Annotated in this window: 17 protein-coding genes; 6 read left to right on the top strand and 11 right to left on the bottom strand. The window is 58.8% G+C overall.

The genetic code is table 11. The features are described from left to right. Nucleotides 1–101 precede the first annotated feature (101 nt). From ACA069_RS05305 to ACA069_RS05295, 3 genes are all read left to right on the top strand, one after another. The gene (locus ACA069_RS05305) at nt 102–614 is read left to right on the top strand and encodes a BRO-N domain-containing protein (protein ID WP_497616609.1); all 513 of its coding nucleotides are present in this window, start codon (nt 102–104) and stop codon (nt 612–614) included. Nucleotides 615–814: 200 nt separating this feature from the next. Continuing rightward, on the top strand, nt 815–1,063 hold the full coding sequence (locus tag ACA069_RS05300; RefSeq protein ID WP_454565083.1) for a CopG family ribbon-helix-helix protein: 249 nt from the start codon (nt 815–817) through the stop codon (nt 1,061–1,063). Further along, entirely contained in the window at nt 1,041–1,331 is a 291-nt protein-coding gene (locus tag ACA069_RS05295; protein ID WP_489879150.1) for a type II toxin-antitoxin system RelE/ParE family toxin, read from the top strand. Before ACA069_RS05300 ends, ACA069_RS05295 begins: the two co-directional genes overlap by 23 nt. Before the next feature lie 39 nt (nt 1,332–1,370). Here the strand turns inward: ACA069_RS05295 and ACA069_RS05290 are convergent, their stop codons facing one another. Beyond that, a complete protein-coding gene (locus tag ACA069_RS05290) occupies nt 1,371–1,556 on the bottom strand; it encodes a hypothetical protein (protein ID WP_102357616.1) in 186 nt (61 codons plus the stop codon). Between the two features lie 403 nt (nt 1,557–1,959). On the opposite strand from ACA069_RS05290, the gene ACA069_RS05285 reads away from it, so the two are divergent. Beyond that, nucleotides 1,960–3,588, top strand: a complete 1,629-nt coding sequence (locus ACA069_RS05285) for a glucan biosynthesis protein D (RefSeq protein WP_401270694.1) — start codon at nt 1,960–1,962, stop codon at nt 3,586–3,588. A 208-nt stretch (nt 3,589–3,796) separates the two neighbouring features. Here ACA069_RS05285 and ACA069_RS05280 read toward each other — a convergent pair whose 3' ends face one another. The 3 genes from ACA069_RS05280 to ACA069_RS05270 all read right to left on the bottom strand — a co-directional run bounded on the left by ACA069_RS05280 (nt 3,797) and on the right by ACA069_RS05270 (nt 7,480). Further along, a complete protein-coding gene (locus ACA069_RS05280; protein ID WP_489879151.1) occupies nt 3,797–4,903 on the bottom strand; it encodes an NADH:flavin oxidoreductase/NADH oxidase in 1,107 nt (368 codons plus the stop codon). A 269-nt stretch (nt 4,904–5,172) separates the two neighbouring features. Further along, complete coding sequence (recJ, locus tag ACA069_RS05275; protein ID WP_489879152.1) at nt 5,173–6,882, bottom strand: single-stranded-DNA-specific exonuclease RecJ; 1,710 nt, start codon at nt 6,880–6,882, stop codon at nt 5,173–5,175. Nucleotides 6,883–6,937: 55 nt separating this feature from the next. Then, entirely contained in the window at nt 6,938–7,480 is a 543-nt protein-coding gene (locus ACA069_RS05270) for a YaeQ family protein (RefSeq protein ID WP_007908961.1), read from the bottom strand. Between the two features lie 146 nt (nt 7,481–7,626). Between ACA069_RS05270 and ACA069_RS05265 the strand changes: the two genes are divergently transcribed. Both ACA069_RS05265 and ACA069_RS05260 read left to right on the top strand, forming a co-directional pair. Beyond that, complete coding sequence (locus ACA069_RS05265) at nt 7,627–8,826, top strand: CaiB/BaiF CoA transferase family protein (RefSeq protein ID WP_497616605.1); 1,200 nt, start codon at nt 7,627–7,629, stop codon at nt 8,824–8,826. Continuing rightward, nucleotides 8,774–9,733, top strand: a complete 960-nt coding sequence (locus ACA069_RS05260) for a TIGR02285 family protein (RefSeq protein ID WP_497616603.1) — start codon at nt 8,774–8,776, stop codon at nt 9,731–9,733. Before ACA069_RS05265 ends, ACA069_RS05260 begins: the two co-directional genes overlap by 53 nt. A gap of 178 nt (nt 9,734–9,911) precedes the next feature. On the opposite strand, the gene ACA069_RS05255 is transcribed toward ACA069_RS05260, so the two are convergent. From ACA069_RS05255 to xerD, 7 genes are all read right to left on the bottom strand, one after another. After that, a complete protein-coding gene (locus tag ACA069_RS05255; protein ID WP_401270681.1) occupies nt 9,912–10,193 on the bottom strand; it encodes a DUF3509 domain-containing protein in 282 nt (93 codons plus the stop codon). A gap of 164 nt (nt 10,194–10,357) precedes the next feature. Continuing rightward, entirely contained in the window at nt 10,358–10,765 is a 408-nt protein-coding gene (locus ACA069_RS05250) for a response regulator (protein ID WP_187680000.1), read from the bottom strand. Between the two features lie 117 nt (nt 10,766–10,882). After that, entirely contained in the window at nt 10,883–12,256 is a 1,374-nt protein-coding gene (locus ACA069_RS05245; RefSeq protein ID WP_497616600.1) for a transporter substrate-binding domain-containing protein, read from the bottom strand. Between the two features lie 120 nt (nt 12,257–12,376). Next, the gene (gene thrC, locus ACA069_RS05240) at nt 12,377–13,786 is read right to left on the bottom strand and encodes a threonine synthase (RefSeq protein WP_187680002.1); all 1,410 of its coding nucleotides are present in this window, start codon (nt 13,784–13,786) and stop codon (nt 12,377–12,379) included. A gap of 66 nt (nt 13,787–13,852) precedes the next feature. Beyond that, on the bottom strand, nt 13,853–15,157 hold the full coding sequence (locus tag ACA069_RS05235; RefSeq protein WP_489879156.1) for a homoserine dehydrogenase: 1,305 nt from the start codon (nt 15,155–15,157) through the stop codon (nt 13,853–13,855). Between the two features lie 131 nt (nt 15,158–15,288). Then, on the bottom strand, nt 15,289–16,020 hold the full coding sequence (dsbC, locus tag ACA069_RS05230) for a bifunctional protein-disulfide isomerase/oxidoreductase DsbC (protein ID WP_489879157.1): 732 nt from the start codon (nt 16,018–16,020) through the stop codon (nt 15,289–15,291). A gap of 163 nt (nt 16,021–16,183) precedes the next feature. Then, entirely contained in the window at nt 16,184–17,080 is an 897-nt protein-coding gene (gene xerD, locus ACA069_RS05225) for a site-specific tyrosine recombinase XerD (protein WP_187680005.1), read from the bottom strand. Nucleotides 17,081–17,096: the final 16 nt, after the last annotated feature.

Genomic DNA, 17,096 nt, shown 5'->3' with positions numbered 1-17,096 from the left:
CTGTGAAGTCAGCAGCCCGGTGTCGAAGCCGGAACAAAATCAACGTGGCGCAACCGCGCTCATTTGAGTGGCGGCTCTATTCTCAATACTGGAGTCGACAAATGCCTAAACACATCAAAAACACCTCTGAAAACTTTCCTTACTTCACCCCCACCGTCTTCACTCGCCATAACCGCTTCCTCCACGCATTCATGCAAGACCACGAAGCCTGGTTCTGCGTCCAGGATCTTGGTCGTCTAATGGGCTATCCGCTGAACGAACGCCTCACCCTGAAACTCGATCCCGATCAGCGTCGCAACGTCCTCATGCGCAAGGACGGCGAAATCGTCGATTGCGCGATGGTCAGCGAGTCCGGTCTGTACGCCCTGCTCGTCCACCACTTCGTCCCGGAAAACCGCAATCTGCGCCAATGGCTGAGCCATGAAGTGATTCCGATGTTGCGCGAAACCAACGCGGTACCTGTGGATAACTGCCCGAGCCTGAGTTCGGTGAACTGGGCTGGGGTCACCGTCCCTCTGCTGCACTGGCAACAGCAGGCGTGGGTCAAATGGCGAGACGTGCCGGAGTTGATGCACGGCCAGCAGCCGTATCCGGTTTTGGGCACGTGTCGCTGAATCTCTTTAGAACTGGTTTCTCTGGCGTCGATCCTGACGCCGGAGCGCTGCGCAAATCATCTCGCAACACATACTGACTTCCTGTTTCGATTAAGCCCGCTAGAGTTTTCTTCAACCTCTGCATGCTCATTGGTTGACGAAGCTCGGGCAGCAGCCTAGGGTGTTTACGTCGTTTACAACGTATACATAGGAATTCTGACATGGCCTCGCCAGTTCTATCTTTTCGCGTCGAAGAATTGTTGGCACAGCAGTTGGATGAACTGGCTGCTGCCACAGACCGAGATCGTCAATACCATCTCAAGCGTGCGCTGGTCCGATATGTGGAGGCCGAATCCTGGCATCTGCAAGCCATAAGCGAAGGTATCGCTGATGCCGATGCTGGAAATCTCACCGATCTGGATGCCGTGAAGGCTAAGTGGGCAAAGCGTGCTGAGCGTAGTACTGACTAAACGGGCTGAAAATGATCTCGATACCATCCATGAGTATTACCAAGAACTTTTAGGTACTGAGTCCTCGTTCAAAATCGTTTCCTCAATTCTGGAAACCTTTGATCAATTGAAACAGTTCCCGGGCTCAGGCAGACCATCGGTCGTACCAGATGTCCGAGAACTTGTTTTGACTCGCTATCCATTCATCGCGCCCTACCGCTTGGTACACGGCCGAATTCAAGTGATTCGGGTTTTGCATCAGCGGGCGAAACGACAACAGGATTGGTAAACCAGCCGTAAATGGACGGCTGGTTTATTCACCCTTCACTCAAAACCGCGAAACACTCCTCATCGCATCCACCAGATACCGCATCGCGATGCGGTCGCTCTCCGAAAGCTCCCGATAACGCTCAACCAGTTTCAGCTCATCGGAGCTAAGCCTACGCCTTCTGCGCCCGCTGCCGAGACAGGGAAAGATGCCCAACATGTCGGTGATACCTTGTATTTTTGCCATGGACGATGTCCTTCTCTAATACGTCAAAGAACTGCTTAACCACCACATCGCCCTGCCCCTTTCAGCAGCGTCGTGTGCCCAGCCGGTCTGAAGGTTCGCGACCGGTCATGTCCATAGAATAGAAATTTAAACGGCGCTGAAAAGGGGTATTTAGAGTAATTAGTCGAAAAAAGCAGATATGCCGTGTAAATCAGAAAGCACTGTCGGAAAAAATACTGACATGTCTTGTTTCATTGCCACACTGAGCCTTGTAATCAATCATTTCTGCACGACAATCGAACGGTTTAAGCTAGCCGGCATCTGTTTATAGTCCGTTGCGTTTGGCCAAGGCATGTCCGAACCGTTATTTCTGATCCAGCACGTGCCAGGAAGGGCGCGGGATTGCACACGACAGGTTGTATTTATGCACCGCAGGAATTTGCTCAAAGCGTCCATGGCCATTGCGGCTTACACCGGTCTTTCGGCTACCGGCCTGCTGGCCAGCCGCGCCTGGGCTGCCAATGGCGGCGCCGCCGATGGCGAGGCTCAGGCCTTCGACTTCGAAGCGCTGAAGCGTCAGGCCAAGCAACTGGCCGGCAGCGCGTATCAGGACACCAAACAGGTGCTGCCGCCGACGCTGGCGACCATGACCCCGCAAAATTTCAACGCGATCCGCTACGACGGCGAACATTCGTTGTGGAAAGAGAACAAGGGTCAGCTGGACGTGCAGTTCTTCCACGTCGGTATGGGTTTCCGCCAGCCGGTGCGCATGTACAGCGTCGACGCCAAGACCCGCACCGCCCGCGAGGTGCATTTCCGCCCGGCGCTGTTCAACTATGAAAACACTTCGGTCGACACCCAGCAGCTCAAGGGCGACTTGGGTTTTGCCGGGTTCAAGCTGTTCAAGGCACCGGAACTGGATCGCCACGACGTGTTGTCGTTCCTCGGCGCCAGCTATTTCCGTGCGGTCGACGCCACTGGCCAATATGGCCTCTCGGCGCGCGGTCTGGCGATCGATACTTACGCGAAGAAACGCGAAGAATTCCCTGACTTCACCAAGTTCTGGTTCGAGACGCCGGACAAGAACGCCACGCGTTTTGTGGTGTACGCCCTGCTCGATTCGCCGAGTGCCACTGGCGCGTATCGCTTCGACATCGATTGCCAGGCCGAGCGCGTGGTGATGGAGGTCGACGCACACATCAACGCGCGCACGGCCATCGAACAACTGGGCATCTCGCCGATGACCAGCATGTTCAGCTGCGGCACCCACGAGCGCCGCATGTGCGACACCATTCACCCGCAGATACACGACTCGGATCGTCTGGCGATGTGGCGCGGCAACGGCGAGTGGATCTGCCGTCCGTTGAACAACCCGGCCACCCTGCAATTCAACGCGTTTGCCGACACCGATCCGAAGGGCTTCGGTCTGGTGCAGACCGATCATGAATTCGCCAACTATCAGGACACTGTCGACTGGTACAGCAAACGCCCAAGCCTGTGGGTAGAACCTACAACCGCGTGGGGCGAAGGCTCTATCGATCTGTTGGAAATTCCTACAACCGGCGAGACCCTCGACAACATCGTGGCGTTCTGGACACCGAAAAAACCGGTCGCGGCCGGGGATTCGCTGAACTACGGCTACAAGTTGTACTGGAGCGCCCTGCCGCCGGTGGGTACACCGCTGGCACGGGTGCATGCCACACGCTCCGGTATGGGCGGCTTCACTGAAGGCTGGGCGCCGGGCGAACATTATCCGCCGGTATGGGCACGCCGTTTTGCCGTGGACTTCAACGGTGGCGGGCTCGATCGCCTGCCGCAGGGCACCGGGATCGAACCGGTGGTGACGTGCTCGAACGGCAAGGTGCAGGACTTCAGCGTGCTGGTGCTGGATGACATCAAGGGTTATCGGATCCTGTTTGACTGGTACCCGACCAATGACAGCGTTGAACCGGTGGAGCTGCGTTTGTTCATCCGCACCAATGACCGCACGCTGAGTGAAACCTGGTTGTACCAGTACTTCCCGCCGGCGCCGGACAAGCGCAAATACCCTTGAGGGTTCTCTAGCGTTTGGGCGGGCCTCTTCGCGAGCAGGCTCGCTCCCACAGTTGATCTCGGCCGACCACAAAAGTCATGACCGGCATTGAACCAATGTGGGAGCGAGCCTGCTCGCGAAGGCGGGCCAGGCAAAACAATATTCAGCAGACAAAAAAACCAAGTCCCGGCCATCACTGACCGGGGCTTTTTGCATTTCAGCGTTTCAATCAATCGCGCAAATCAGACTCATGAATCGGCTGGTCTCGATGGGTCGCACGCTGATACTGCGCCGGCCACACGGCTTGGCGTCCGCCCAGATCATCGTCGGCGTGCAACGGCCAGTACGGATCACGCAGCAGTTCACGGGCGAGGAAGATGATGTCGGCCTGACAGGTTCGCAAAATGTGCTCGGCCTGCGCCGGCTCGGTAATCATTCCGACAGTGCCGGTGGCGATGCCTGACTCCTTGCGTACACGTTCAGCGAAGCGAGTCTGATAGCCCGGCCCAACGGGAATCTCCGCGTTGGCCGCTGTCCCGCCCGATGACACGTCGATCAGATCAACGCCAAGCGTGTGCAGGCGTCGCGCCAGCTCTACGGTTTCATCAGGATTCCAGCCGTCCTCGACCCAGTCAGTGGCCGACACGCGGACAAACACCGGCAACTCTTCCGGCCAGACCGCGCGCACCGCTTCGGTCACTTGCAACACCAGCCGAATCCGGTTTTCAAACGAACCGCCGTATTGATCCCGCCGTTGATTACTCAATGGCGAAAGAAACTGGTGCAGCAGATAACCATGAGCTGCGTGGACTTCAACCACACTGAACCCCGCCGTCAATGCGCGCTTGGCGGCATCGACAAAGGCCTGTATCACGTCGGCGATCTGCCCTTCATCAAGCTGTTTGGGTTGTGTGTGTTGCGGGTCGAAGGCAATCGGTGAAGGCCCGACCGGGGTCCAGCCGCCATCGTCCGGTTTGACGCTGCCATGCTTGCCGATCCACGGCCGATGGGTGCTGGCCTTGCGCCCGGCGTGGGCCAGTTGAATGCCGGCCACCGCTCCATTGGCGGTGATGAAACGAGTGATGCGTTGTAGCGGTTCAATCTGTTCGTCGTTCCACAAACCAAGGTCTTCGGCGGTGATCCGCCCGTCGGCTGTGACCGCCGTGGCTTCGGTGAAGACCAGGCCGGCGCCGCCCACCGCGCGGCTGCCGAGATGCACCAGATGCCAGTCGTTGGCCAGGCCATCGACGCTGGAGTACTGGCACATGGGCGACACGGCGATGCGATTGGGCAGGGTCAGTTGGCGCAGGGTAAAGGGTTCAAGCAGCAGACTCATGGGGCACCTCTCAAATCAGTGGGCAGGCTCCAGGGTTCTGTTTGAAAAGTCGACGAGTGACACGAAAAGGTACAGCACCCGCCCCCGCGGGCAAAAAATTCGACAAGACGTCACAAGGCCAATCAAGCAGTGCTTAGAGCCTAGTCGACAACCGGGGGGGCGGGAGGGTTCAGAGTGATTCTGTGTGTGAAAGTCCGCCTTCGCGAGCAAGCTCGCTCCCACAGTTGGAATGCATCCCCCTGTGGGAGCGAGTCTGCTCGCGAATGGGGTCAACGCGGTTCGATGTGGGCAATCATCAGTTGCACGGTCTCATTGCCGCGGAACTCGTTGACGTCGAGTTTGTAGGCCAGCTCGACCCACTTGATGGTCGGATTCGGCCAGATATCACGGTCGATGCCGAATGCGATGCCGTCGAGTTTCACCGAACCGCACTCGCTTTTCAGCACCACTTTCAAATGACGCTCACCAACCACGCGCTGCTCGACCAACTGGAACACGCCGTGGAACAGCGGTTCCGGAAAGTGCTGCCCCCACGGTCCGGCGTGGCGCAGGGCGCGGGCCAGTTCGAGGTGAAACTCTTCAACCGCCAGCGTACCGTCCGAGAGCAAACGCCCGGTGAGGTCTTCTTCGCGAAGTTGCCTACGCACTTCGGCGTCAAATGCCTCGGCGAATAACGGAAAATTCTCTTGCGGCAAGGTCAGGCCGGCCGCCATCGCGTGGCCACCGTACTTGGCGATCAGGTTCGGATGTTGCGCCGCAACCACGCTCAAGGCATCACGAATATGGAAGCCCTGCACCGATCGCCCCGAGCCTTTGAGCAACCCATCGCCAGCATCGGCGAAGGCAATGGTCGGACGGAAATAACGCTCTTTCATGCGCGAGGCGAGGATGCCGATAACACCCTGGTGCCACTCCGGATCGAACAGGCACAAACCGTATGGCATCGACTCGACGGGCAAATCCTTGAGCTGGGCCAGCGCTTCACGCTGCATGCCCTGCTCGATGGATTTGCGATCCTGGTTCATGCCGTCCAGTTGCGCGGCCATTTCCTGGGCCATATTGGCGTCGGCGGTGAGCAGGCATTCGATACCCAGACTCATGTCATCCAGACGCCCGGCGGCATTGAGCCGCGGGCCGACGATAAAGCCGAGATCCGTGGAGGTTATCCGCGCAGCGTCACGCTTTGCCACTTCAAGAATCGCCTTGATCCCCGGCCGCGCGCGCCCGGCACGAATCCGCTCAAGACCTTGGTGCACCAAAATCCGATTGTTGGCGTCGAGCGGCACTACGTCAGCCACGCTGCCCAATGCCACCAGATCAAGCAGCTCGCCGATGTTCGGCTGCGGTTTGTTTTCGTACCAACCGAGGCTGCGCAGGCGCGCACGCAAGGCCATCAACACATAGAAAATCACCCCGACCCCGGCCAGTGCCTTGCTCGGAAACTCACAGCCAGGCTGGTTCGGATTGACCAGCGCATCGGCCGCCGGCAGTTCGTCGCCAGGCAAGTGGTGATCGGTGATCAGTACTTTGAGCCCATGGCGCTTCGCGGCGGCAACGCCTTCGACGCTGGAGATGCCGTTGTCGACGGTGATCAGCAACTGCGGCTCGCGGGTCATGGCGACTTCGACGATTTCCGGGGTCAGACCGTAGCCGTACTCAAAGCGGTTCGGTACCAGATAGTCGACGTGCGCCGCACCCAACAGACGCAGACCGAGCATGCCGACCGTACTGGCGGTGGCGCCGTCCGCGTCAAAGTCACCGACGATGAGGATGCGCTGACGTTGCTCCAGCGCCGTCACCAGCAGATCTACTGCCGCATCAATGCCCTTGAGTTGCTGGAACGGAATCAAGCGCGCCAGGCTCTTGTCCAACTCCGCCTCGGACTGCACGCCCCGCGCCGCGTACAAACGGGTCAGCAGCGGTGGCAGATCACCGAGAAATGGCAGAGTGGCAGGCAGTTGGCGAGGTTCGATACGCATGGGGTGACGAAGGCTTCTCTTGAATACGTGGGATTAATTCGGTGAAAGCGCAGGATCAGCCGCGCTCACCTTGCAGCCATTGCAACTGGACTTCGTGCTGACCACGGTCGTCGGTGACGAAGATCGTCCCTTCGCTGATCATCACGTCCCACTTGATGACGCGGGGCATGTCCTTGGCCAGGGTTTCCAACACTTCTTGCGGGACCGCAGCGATGTTGACGTTTTTCAGGTTCTTGATCGCCGGGATGACCTTGGTTTCCCAGACGCGCAGGCTGCCGTAGGCCAGCAGGCTGGTGCGTTCGGTGCGGCGTGAGCACCAGGTCAGACGATCGGCGTCTGGCTGGCCGACTTCGATCCAGTGCAGGACACGGTCGTCCAGGCTTTTTTCCCACAGCGCCGGCTCATCCACGTCCGACAGACCACGGCCAAACGACAACTGCTCGTTGTACCAGAGGGCGTAGGCCAACAACCGCACGGTCATGCGCTCTTCGGTCTCCGAAGGGTGACGGGCGATGGTCTGCTTGACGCTCTCGTAGACGCTGCGGTCGAGGTCGGTGAGGTTCAGTTCGAATTTATACGTAGTGGACGGCTGGGCCATGAACGGGCTTCTTGATACGAGGAAAGTCGGCAAGTCTAACCGATGCGGTAGGCAATCATCGAATTGATGGCGATCAACTTTGCGCGCCTGACAGCCGGCTATGTTAAAACGCTGTATCCGCATAACCTTGTCCTACAGGATTCAGTATGCCGTTCGCCAACAAGCCGCTCAGCGGTGTGAAAGTCATTGAATTGGGTACGTTGATTGCCGGACCGTTTGCCTCGCGCATTTGCGGCGAGTTCGGCGCCGAAGTGATCAAGATCGAATCGCCGGACGGCGGTGATCCCTTGCGCAAGTGGCGTAAGTTGTACGAAGGCACTTCGCTTTGGTGGTTCGTTCAGGCGCGCAACAAGAAATCGCTGACGCTGAACCTCAAACACCCCGAGGGTTTGGCAATCCTGAAAAAACTGCTCGCTGAAGCCGATATCCTGATCGAGAACTTCCGACCCGGCGTCCTGGAGAAACTCGGTCTGAGCTGGGAAACCCTGCACGCCTTGAACCCGAAACTGGTGATGGTGCGCCTCTCTGGTTTCGGTCAGACCGGGCCGATGAAGGATCAACCCGGTTTCGGTGCGGTCGGCGAGTCCATGGGCGGCTTGCGCTACATCACCGGTTTCGAGGATCGACCGCCGGTGCGCACCGGAATTTCCATCGGCGATTCGATTGCCGCGCTGTGGGGCGTGATTGGCGCATTGATGGCGCTGCGTCATCGCGAGGTCAACGGCGGCTTGGGCCAAGTGGTCGATGTGGCGTTGTATGAAGCCATCTTCGCCATGATGGAAAGCATGGTGCCGGAGTTCGACGTGTTCGGTTTTATTCGCGAGCGCACCGGCAACATCATGCCCGGCATCACGCCCTCCTCGATCCACACCAGTGCTGACGGCAAGCATGTGCAGATCGGCGCCAATGGCGATGCGATTTTCAAACGTTTCATGCAGGTGATAGGCCGCGACGATCTGGCCAACGACCCGACGCTGGCCAGCAACGACGGGCGCGATAGCCGCCGTGACGAGTTGTATGGCGTAATTGATCGCTGGGTCAATTCGCTGCCGCTGCAAACCGTGCTCGACCTGCTCAATCAGGCCGACGTGCCGGTCAGCCGGATCTTCAGCGCCGAGGACATGCTCACCGATCCGCAATACCTGGCCCGGGAAATGTTCCTGCACGCCAAGTTGCCGGACGGCAAGCCCTTCAAGATGCCGGGCATCGTGCCGAAACTCTCTGAGACACCGGGCTCGTCCGAATGGGTCGGGCCGCAGCTCGGTGAACACAATGCGCAGGTACTCCACGATCTTGGCTACGACGAACAGCAGATCACTCGACTGCGCGAAGACGGAGCCATTTGAACTGAAAAACCGACAGACATCAGCCGCCAACCGCGCCCATCACTGGTGGACGTGGCGCCTGTTCGGCTTGCTGTTTCTGCTGGGTTTGCCGGCTTGGGCACAGGCGAAACCGACGCTGATCTGGTTACTGCGCGACATGCCGCCGCTGACGATTTTCGAAGGTCCTAAAAAGGGCCAGGGCGTCATCGATCACCTGATGCCGATGCTGATCGCCGGCATGCCGCAATACGAACACACACTGATGCGGGTTAATCGCGCCCGCGGCATGCAGATGCTTCACGAATCCTCGTTCACCTGCGACCCATCGTTAATCTGGAGCAAAGAGCGCACGCAATGGATCGCTTTTTCCATTCCTGCGTTTCGCGCTGTCAGCAACGGGCTGGTGGTGCGTCAGAAAGATCGCGACGTATTGGCGCGGTTTCTGGTGGACGGTGAAGTCGATCTGGCGGCGCTTTTGGCCGATGGCAAGGAAAAGGTCGGCGTCGTCGCGGAGCGCAGTTACGGTGAGCTCGTCGACAACCTGCTGCGCCAGGCACCAAAAGACGCACTCACACCGCATTACGGCAACGACGCTCTTAACAGCCTGCTGATGATGCAGCGTCTCGGACGGTTACAGGTAGTTCTGGGTTATTGGCCGGAAATCCGCTACCAGGCTCATCTGGCACAAATTGCCGAAGATGAGCTGCTGTTTTATCCGATTCGGGGCAACGCTAAATACCTGTCGGGGTACATCGGATGTTCCGACACACCACAAGGTCGCCAGGCGATCACCGAGATCAACCAACTGCTGCGTACCCTGCCCCACGATCAGTTGAACCAGCGCTATGCCGACTGGCTCGATCCCGACAGGCGTGAGGGTTACCTCGAACAGGCCCGGACGTTTTTCGAACAGCAGGCGGCGCAGTGAGCAAATTACAGACAAAAGAAACCCCGAGAAGTGGGGAGACGACTCGGGGTTAAACGTGGCCTGTAAAAAAGACCAGTAGCAGCAAGCGACAAGCACCGGAGCACAATGCTTGATCCTGCTGTTACGGGGTCTGACTGACGGGGATGCAGGAAGGTTCCCACAAAAAACACTTCATTTTTCAAAGCGCCGGACGCTTGTCCAGGGCTGCATTGCGCAATGCTGCGATCACGCAGGGCTCCAGGCGCCCTTCGGCAATCAGGATGTCACGGTGCAAACCGTCAACGACATCGGTCAGTTGACGCTTGTCGGTCAACTGCGCCTGATTGAATTGGCGTTCAACCACAATGGCGCCGCTGCTGTTCTTCAAGGTCACCAGGCATTCACCCTGGGCACCACTTGAGGACAACGAAACCTGATACGGGCTCAGAGCCTCACCGAGCAATAGACTGATACTTTCCATCTCGATCTCCACTCAATAGTCCGAAAACATTGTGTCTGGGGCGTGTCCACTGTAAATGACCACCGGCCCGAGAAGAAAGTTCTGCATTTCGGTTGCAAGCACCGCAGCGCCACCGGTCTGTCAGAGCATGCACGGCGAAGATGACAGAAAAATAACCACGCCCCTCAAACGCCGACAGGCTGCGTATGGGCGATCAGGTAGCTGTCCAGCAAACCTCTCATCAGCACCGCCGAGACCGGTGTTTGCAGACGCCCCAGCAGTCGCAACCGATGCTCGCGCAGCAACGAGTCCAGATCGTTCAGCAGACTCGGCGCGACCGCGCCCAAAAGGATCAGCGCACGCGCTTCTTGCTGCTCCGCCAGATGCTGGATCAGCGCCAGGCCATCGCCCCCTTTGAGTTGCGGATCGCAAATAGCGATGTCGACAGCGCCGCGATGCCCCAGTGAACACAGGGCCGATGCCAGCGACGGCGCCGTCAGTACGTCGTAGATGCCAATGGCATTGAGCATTTGATGCAATGCCATCAACTGGAACGGATTGGGTTCAAGAATCAGGACTTTAAGCGAGCGCATGGGCGACCTCTGAGGCGACAATCGCGGACTCTCACCGCAGTTGTCGTTCACTCTAGGGCAGCCGTCTTAAGCCTCCCATCAGAAAAGTAGTCACGTCGTATAGGACATTTCCCAACTTCAATGCGGACATCTGCACCCGCTCTCCGTCCGGCGCTGAGTGATGTCCGTCCAGCCGCCCAGCAGACCACGCAATTGGCCGTCGGCACTGTAAAAAGGCACCGTCCACTGATAGACCTCGCGCGGGCCGTTCTTGAACTGCAATTGCCGCTTGCTGAAACGCGACTTGCGCGTGCGCAGTTGCATCATGAACTCGTCGTGCAACATCAACGCCGTCGCTTCGGGTAACGCACCGACCTCGATCAACTGCCGCCCCTGCACCTGATCCAGTCGAACCGAAAGCGCCTCTTCATAGCTGCGGTTGCACATAATCAGACGCCCTTGCAGATCGCGGACGAACACCGGATCGGGCATGGAATCGATCAGTGCATGCTGAAACGCCAGTTGATCGCCAAGATCCTTTTCCGCCTCGCGCCGCAACTTGATCACCGCCGTCAGTCGCCGATTCCATATCAGCGACAACAAACCGAACACGCCGAGCCCGCCCATCATCCAGCAGCCCCATTCGATCATGCGCTGCCACATGGACGGCACAGGCGCCGGTGAAATGCCTTCAAGCCATTTCAGGCGAATGGCCCGCAACTCGGCGGCCGGAAACGCCTCCAGCGCCTTGTTGAGAATGCTCAGCAGCTCCGGCATGCCCTTGCGCACGGCCAGGTTATCGGCTTCCCACTTGCCTTCCACCAGGCCGCCCACCTTGAGCAACCCCAAAGGATAAAGCTGTGCACCAATCTCGTTTTCAATGGTCGCGTAGGCTTCGCCGCTCTCGACCAGAGCCCGGGCCTCGGCATAGGTCTTGACCGAACGTATCTCGATCGCCGGGAAGTCACGCCGAATCACATCCTCCAGCGCATGGCGGGCCGGCAGCACAACCACGCGCTTGGCCAATTGCTCGAAAGACTCCACCTGCGGCGATCCGGCGCGACCGACAAACACCCATCCGGCGCCACCGAATGCGTGGCTGAAATCGAGAAAAACCTTGCGCTCATCACTCACGGCCAGGGTAGTACTGATGTCCGCCGCCCCGCTCTCAAGGCGCTCCAGCATATGATCGGTGGAAAAAGATTCCTGATGCACAAATTGCAACCCGGTCATCGCGGTGAGGCGCTTGAGCACATCGTTGTTCAAACCGCTCCACTGCCCATGTTCGTCCTTGAACAGATACAACGGGTACTGCACCGACGCCACCGTCACCTTGGGGTTATCGCGAATCCATTGGCGCTCGTGCGCGTTCAGTTCCACGGACTGGACATTGAGCGCCACCCCTTCCTCATGCAGCGCCAGTTGCGCCGCCACACTGCCGCGTATCCATGCCAGCAACCCGAACACAAACAACCAGCCCAGTGCCAGTTTCAAACCTCTATAAAACAGCATTGCCACTTCCTTCGCGATCGACTCACCCGTCCTTCATGGGTGAAAACCCCAGCAGTGTGGCAGCAGAAACAAAAAAGCCCGTCAGGAGACGGGCTTCAAAATGTGACAGCTTTTAGCGGCTTAAAGCGGCTTGCCGCGGTTGCCATGCTGACTGACAAAGGCTTGTACGGCTTTCAGCTCATTTGGCAGAACGGTGCAGCGCTCGTTTCGCTCAAACAAATCAGAAAGATGTGCAGGTAGTGCGAGAGCTTTTCCTACACCGGCCTTTTCCACTGCATCCGGGAATTTCACCGGGTGTGCAGTGCCCAGAATCACCATCGGGATGTCCAGGCTGCGACGGCATTCGCGCGCGGCTCTGACGCCGATAGCCGTGTGCGGGTCGAGTACTTCACCGGTCTGTGCAAAGACGTCGGCGATGGTTTCACAGGTTTGCGCGTCATCCACGGCCAGCGAGTCGAACAGTTTGCGCGCTTCGGTCCAGCGTTCTTGCTCGACGCTGAAGCCGCCGCCCTGTTTGAACGAATCCATCAGACCGGCAATCGCTGCACCATTGCGACCGTGCAGGTCGAAGAGCAGGCGCTCGAAGTTCGACGAGACCATGATGTCCATCGACGGCGACAGCGTGGCGTGCAGGGTTTCCTTGACGTACTGGTTGCCGCTCATGAAGCGGTGCAGGATGTCGTTGCGGTTGGTGGCGACGATCAGCTGATTGATCGGCAGGCCCATGTTGCGCGCCAGGTAACCGGCGAAGATGTCACCGAAGTTGCCGGTAGGCACCGAGAACGACACCGAACGCGCCGGACCGCCCAACTGCAGGGCTGCGTGGAAGTAGTAAACGATCTGGGCCATGATTCGCGCCCAGTTGATCGAGTTCACCGCCACCAGACGCGTGCCTTTGAGGAAGCTCTGGTCGGCGAAGCTGTTCTTGACCATTTCCTGGCAGTCATCGAAGTTGCCTTCGATGGCGATGTTATGGATATTCTCGCCGAAAATCGTGGTCATCTGGCGACGCTGCACTTCGGACACACGGTTGTGCGGGTGCAAGATGAAGATGTCGACGTTTTCGCAATGTTTGCAGCCTTCGATGGCGGCCGAACCGGTATCACCGGAGGTAGCACCGACAATCACCACGCGCTCGCCGCGCTTTTCCAGCACGTAGTCGAGCAGACGACCGAGCAGTTGCAGGGCGAAGTCCTTGAACGCCAGGGTCGGGCCGTGGAACAGCTCCAGCACCCATTCATTGCCGTTCAGTTGACGCAGCGGCGCCACGGCGCTGTGCGAGAACACACCGTAGGTTTCTTCAAGGATCTTCTTGAAATCGGCATCGGGAATGCTGCCGGTTACAAACGGGCGCATCACTCGGAAGGCCAACTCGTGATACGGCAGGCCGGCCCAGGAAGCGATTTCCTCCTGAGTGAAACGTGGCAGCACTTCCGGGACGTACAGACCGCCGTCGGAGGCAAGACCGGCCAGCAGGACATCTTCGAAATTCAGGGCCGGTGCCTGGCCGCGGGTACTGATGTAACGCATGACTGACTCCAATGGAGAGTGTTCGCAAAGCCGGGCCCGCGCACGGGCCCGGTGAACAATAGCGGCTTAGTTCAGGTGCTCGACGCGGATCCGTACAACCGGACCGTTCACGCCGGCCAGAGCTTCGAGGGCGGCGATTGCATCGTTGATGCGCTGTTCCACTACACGGTGGGTCAGCAAGATCATCGGCACCAGACCGTCGTGTTCCTCGACTTCCTTCTGCATGATCGACTCGATGTTGATGCCGCGCTCCGAAAGGATGCTCGCCACCTGAGCCAGTACGCCCGGATGGTCCTTGGCCTGGATGCGCAGGTAGTAAGCGCTTTCGCAGGCTTCGATCGGCAGGATCGGATGGGCCGACAGCGAGTCCGGCTGGAAAGCCAGATGCGGTACGCGGTTTTCCGGATCGGAGGTCATGGCGCGAACCACGTCTACCAGATCGGCGATCACCGACGAAGCTGTCGGCTCCATACCGGCACCGGCGCCGTAGAACAGGGTCGAACCGGCAGCGTCACCGTTGACCATCACCGCGTTCATCACACCGTTGACGTTGGCGATCAAACGATCGGCCGGAATCAGCGTCGGGTGTACGCGCAACTCGATGCCGGCATCAGTGATGCGCGCCACACCGAGGTGCTTGATGCGATAACCGAGCGCTTCGGCGTAGTTGACGTCAGCTGTAGTCAGCTTGGTGATGCCTTCGGTGTAAGCCTTGTCGAATTGCAGCGGAATGCCGAACGCGATCGAAGCCAGAATCGTCAGCTTGTGCGCCGCATCGATGCCTTCGACGTCGAAGGTCGGATCGGCTTCGGCGTAACCCAGAGCCTGAGCCTCGGCCAACACGTCTTCGAAGGTGCGACCCTTCTCGCGCATTTCGGTGAGGATGAAGTTGCCGGTGCCGTTGATGATCCCGGCGACCCAGTTGATGCGGTTGGCGGACAGGCCTTCACGGATCGCCTTGATCACCGGAATGCCACCGGCCACAGCCGCTTCGAACGCCACGATCACGCCTTTCTCGCGTGCCTTGGCGAAAATTTCATTACCGTGAACGGCAATCAGAGCCTTGTTCGCGGTGACCACATGCTTGCCATTCTCGATGGCCTTGAGTACCAGCTCGCGGGCAACGGTATAGCCGCCCACCAGCTCTATGACGATATCGATCTCAGGGTTCGTGGCCACTTCGAAGACATCGTTGGTAATCGCAATACCGGTCGTCTGGAACTGAGGCTTTGGCGTGCGCGTGGCAATTTGTGCCACTTCGATCCCACGCCCGGCACGACGAGCAATTTCCTCGGCGTTGCGCTGAAGTACGTTGAAGGTACCGCCACCGACGGTCCCTAACCCACAGATGCCTACTTTGACCGGATTCACTGTGAACTCCCCATAAAACGGCCGACTCAGGGTCGGCCGGAAAACAACCGCGTGCTCGCGGCTCTCTATTAATGGCCCGGCGATGTTGCTACCGGACCATGATCGTCAAAGCCTGACCGTGACGATGCGAATTACTTGGCGCCCAACGCCAGTTTGGCGACTTGTGGCGCAGGCTGGTAGCCCGGAATGACTTGTCCGTCGGCCAAAACGATGGCCGGTGTACCGTTCACACCAATCGACTGCCCCAGAGCGAATTGTCTGGAAACCGGGTTATCGCACTTGGCGGCCTTGATTTCCTTGCCATCGACCATTTTGTCCATGGCCGCTTTCTTGTCTTTCGAGCACCACACCGCTTGCAGTTGCTCGTCACCCGGCGAGCCGAGGCCCTGGCGCGGAAACGCAACATAACGCACTTCGATGCCACGCTTGTTCAGCTCCGGCACTTCGGCATGCAGCTTGTGGCAGTACGGGCAGGTGGTGTCGGTGAACACGGTGATGTGCGATTTGGTCTCGCCCACGGCCGGGTAAACCACGGTTTCGGCCACCGGGATGGCGTTGACCAGTTTGGAGATGCCCAGACGCTCGGTCTTCTCGGTCAGATTGACCGGTTTGCCGTCCTTGAGCTGGAACAGGTAGCCCTGAACGATGTACTGGCCGTCGGCGCTGGCGTACAGCACGCGGCTGCCCTTGAGCTTGACTTCATACATGCCTGGCAACGGGCTGGCACTGATACTTTCTACCGGAACCTCGAGTTCGAGTTTTTCCAGGCTTTGACGAATCGCTTTGTCGGCCGCGTCATCGGCGACGGCAAAGGTACTGACCAACGCAATGGCTGCGGCGGCGAAAATCTGGGTCAGACGCATGAGAACTCCTGAAGGCGGACAAATGGATCGATCAGAACGCCCGTGCCGGAACACCGGGTCATAACCGTCCATCGTGCAAACCGGCAAAGCCTAACACATAAGGTCACGGTGGCCGAATGCGCCTGTCGCAAGAGACTACACCCTCTTCCTGCTTGATCTTTGTTCAGCCACGCGGGTGATGTTTGGCATGCAGATCCTGCAACCGCGCCCGGGCGACGTGGGTGTAGATCTGCGTGGTCGACAGATCGCTATGCCCGAGCAGCATCTGCACCACGCGCAAGTCAGCGCCATGGTTGAGCAGATGCGTGGCAAATGCATGTCGCAAGGTGTGCGGTGACAGCGACTTGCCGATCCCGGCGACCTTGGCCTGATGCTTGATCCGGTGCCAGAAGGTCTGGCGGGTCATCTGTTCACCACGCTGGCTGGGGAACAGCACATCGCTGGGGCGCCCGCCAAGCAACTCGCCACGGCCGTCACGCATGTAGCGCTCGATCCAGACTATTGCCTCTTCGCCCATCGGCACCAGACGCTCCTTGCTGCCCTTGCCCATCACCCGCAATACGCCCTGGCGCAGGTTGACCTGTTCCAGCGTCAGGCTGACCAGCTCGGTCACGCGCAAACCGCAGGCGTACAAGACTTCCAGCATGGCGCGGTCGCGCTGGCCGATGGCTTCGCTCAGGTCGGGCGCCTTGAGCAGTGCTTCGACATCAGCTTCTGACAGCGATTTGGGCAGCGGCCTACCCAGTTGCGGCATATCGACGCGCAACGTCGGGTCGACGGTGATCAGCTTTTCCCGCAGCAGATACCGATAAAAGCCACGCACACCGGAAAGAAATCTCGCCGTGGAGCGCGGCTTGTAGTTCTGCTCCAGACGCCAGGCCAGGTGATCGAGGATCAGCTCGCGGCCGGCGTTGATCAGCTCAAGGTTCTTCTCCTGCAGCCAGCCGTTGAACAGCGCCAGATCGCTGCGATAGGCGCCACGCGTGTTATCGGACAGGCCTTTCTCCAACCACAAGGCGTCGAGGAATTGGTCAATCAGTGGATGGTCAATGGCGGACATAGAGGCTCAAGTCAGA

The organism is Pseudomonas sp. LBUM1652, from assembly GCF_059716105.1.
Note: the sequence above shows the minus strand (reverse complement) of the source record. Positions and strands in the feature narration are given on the sequence as shown.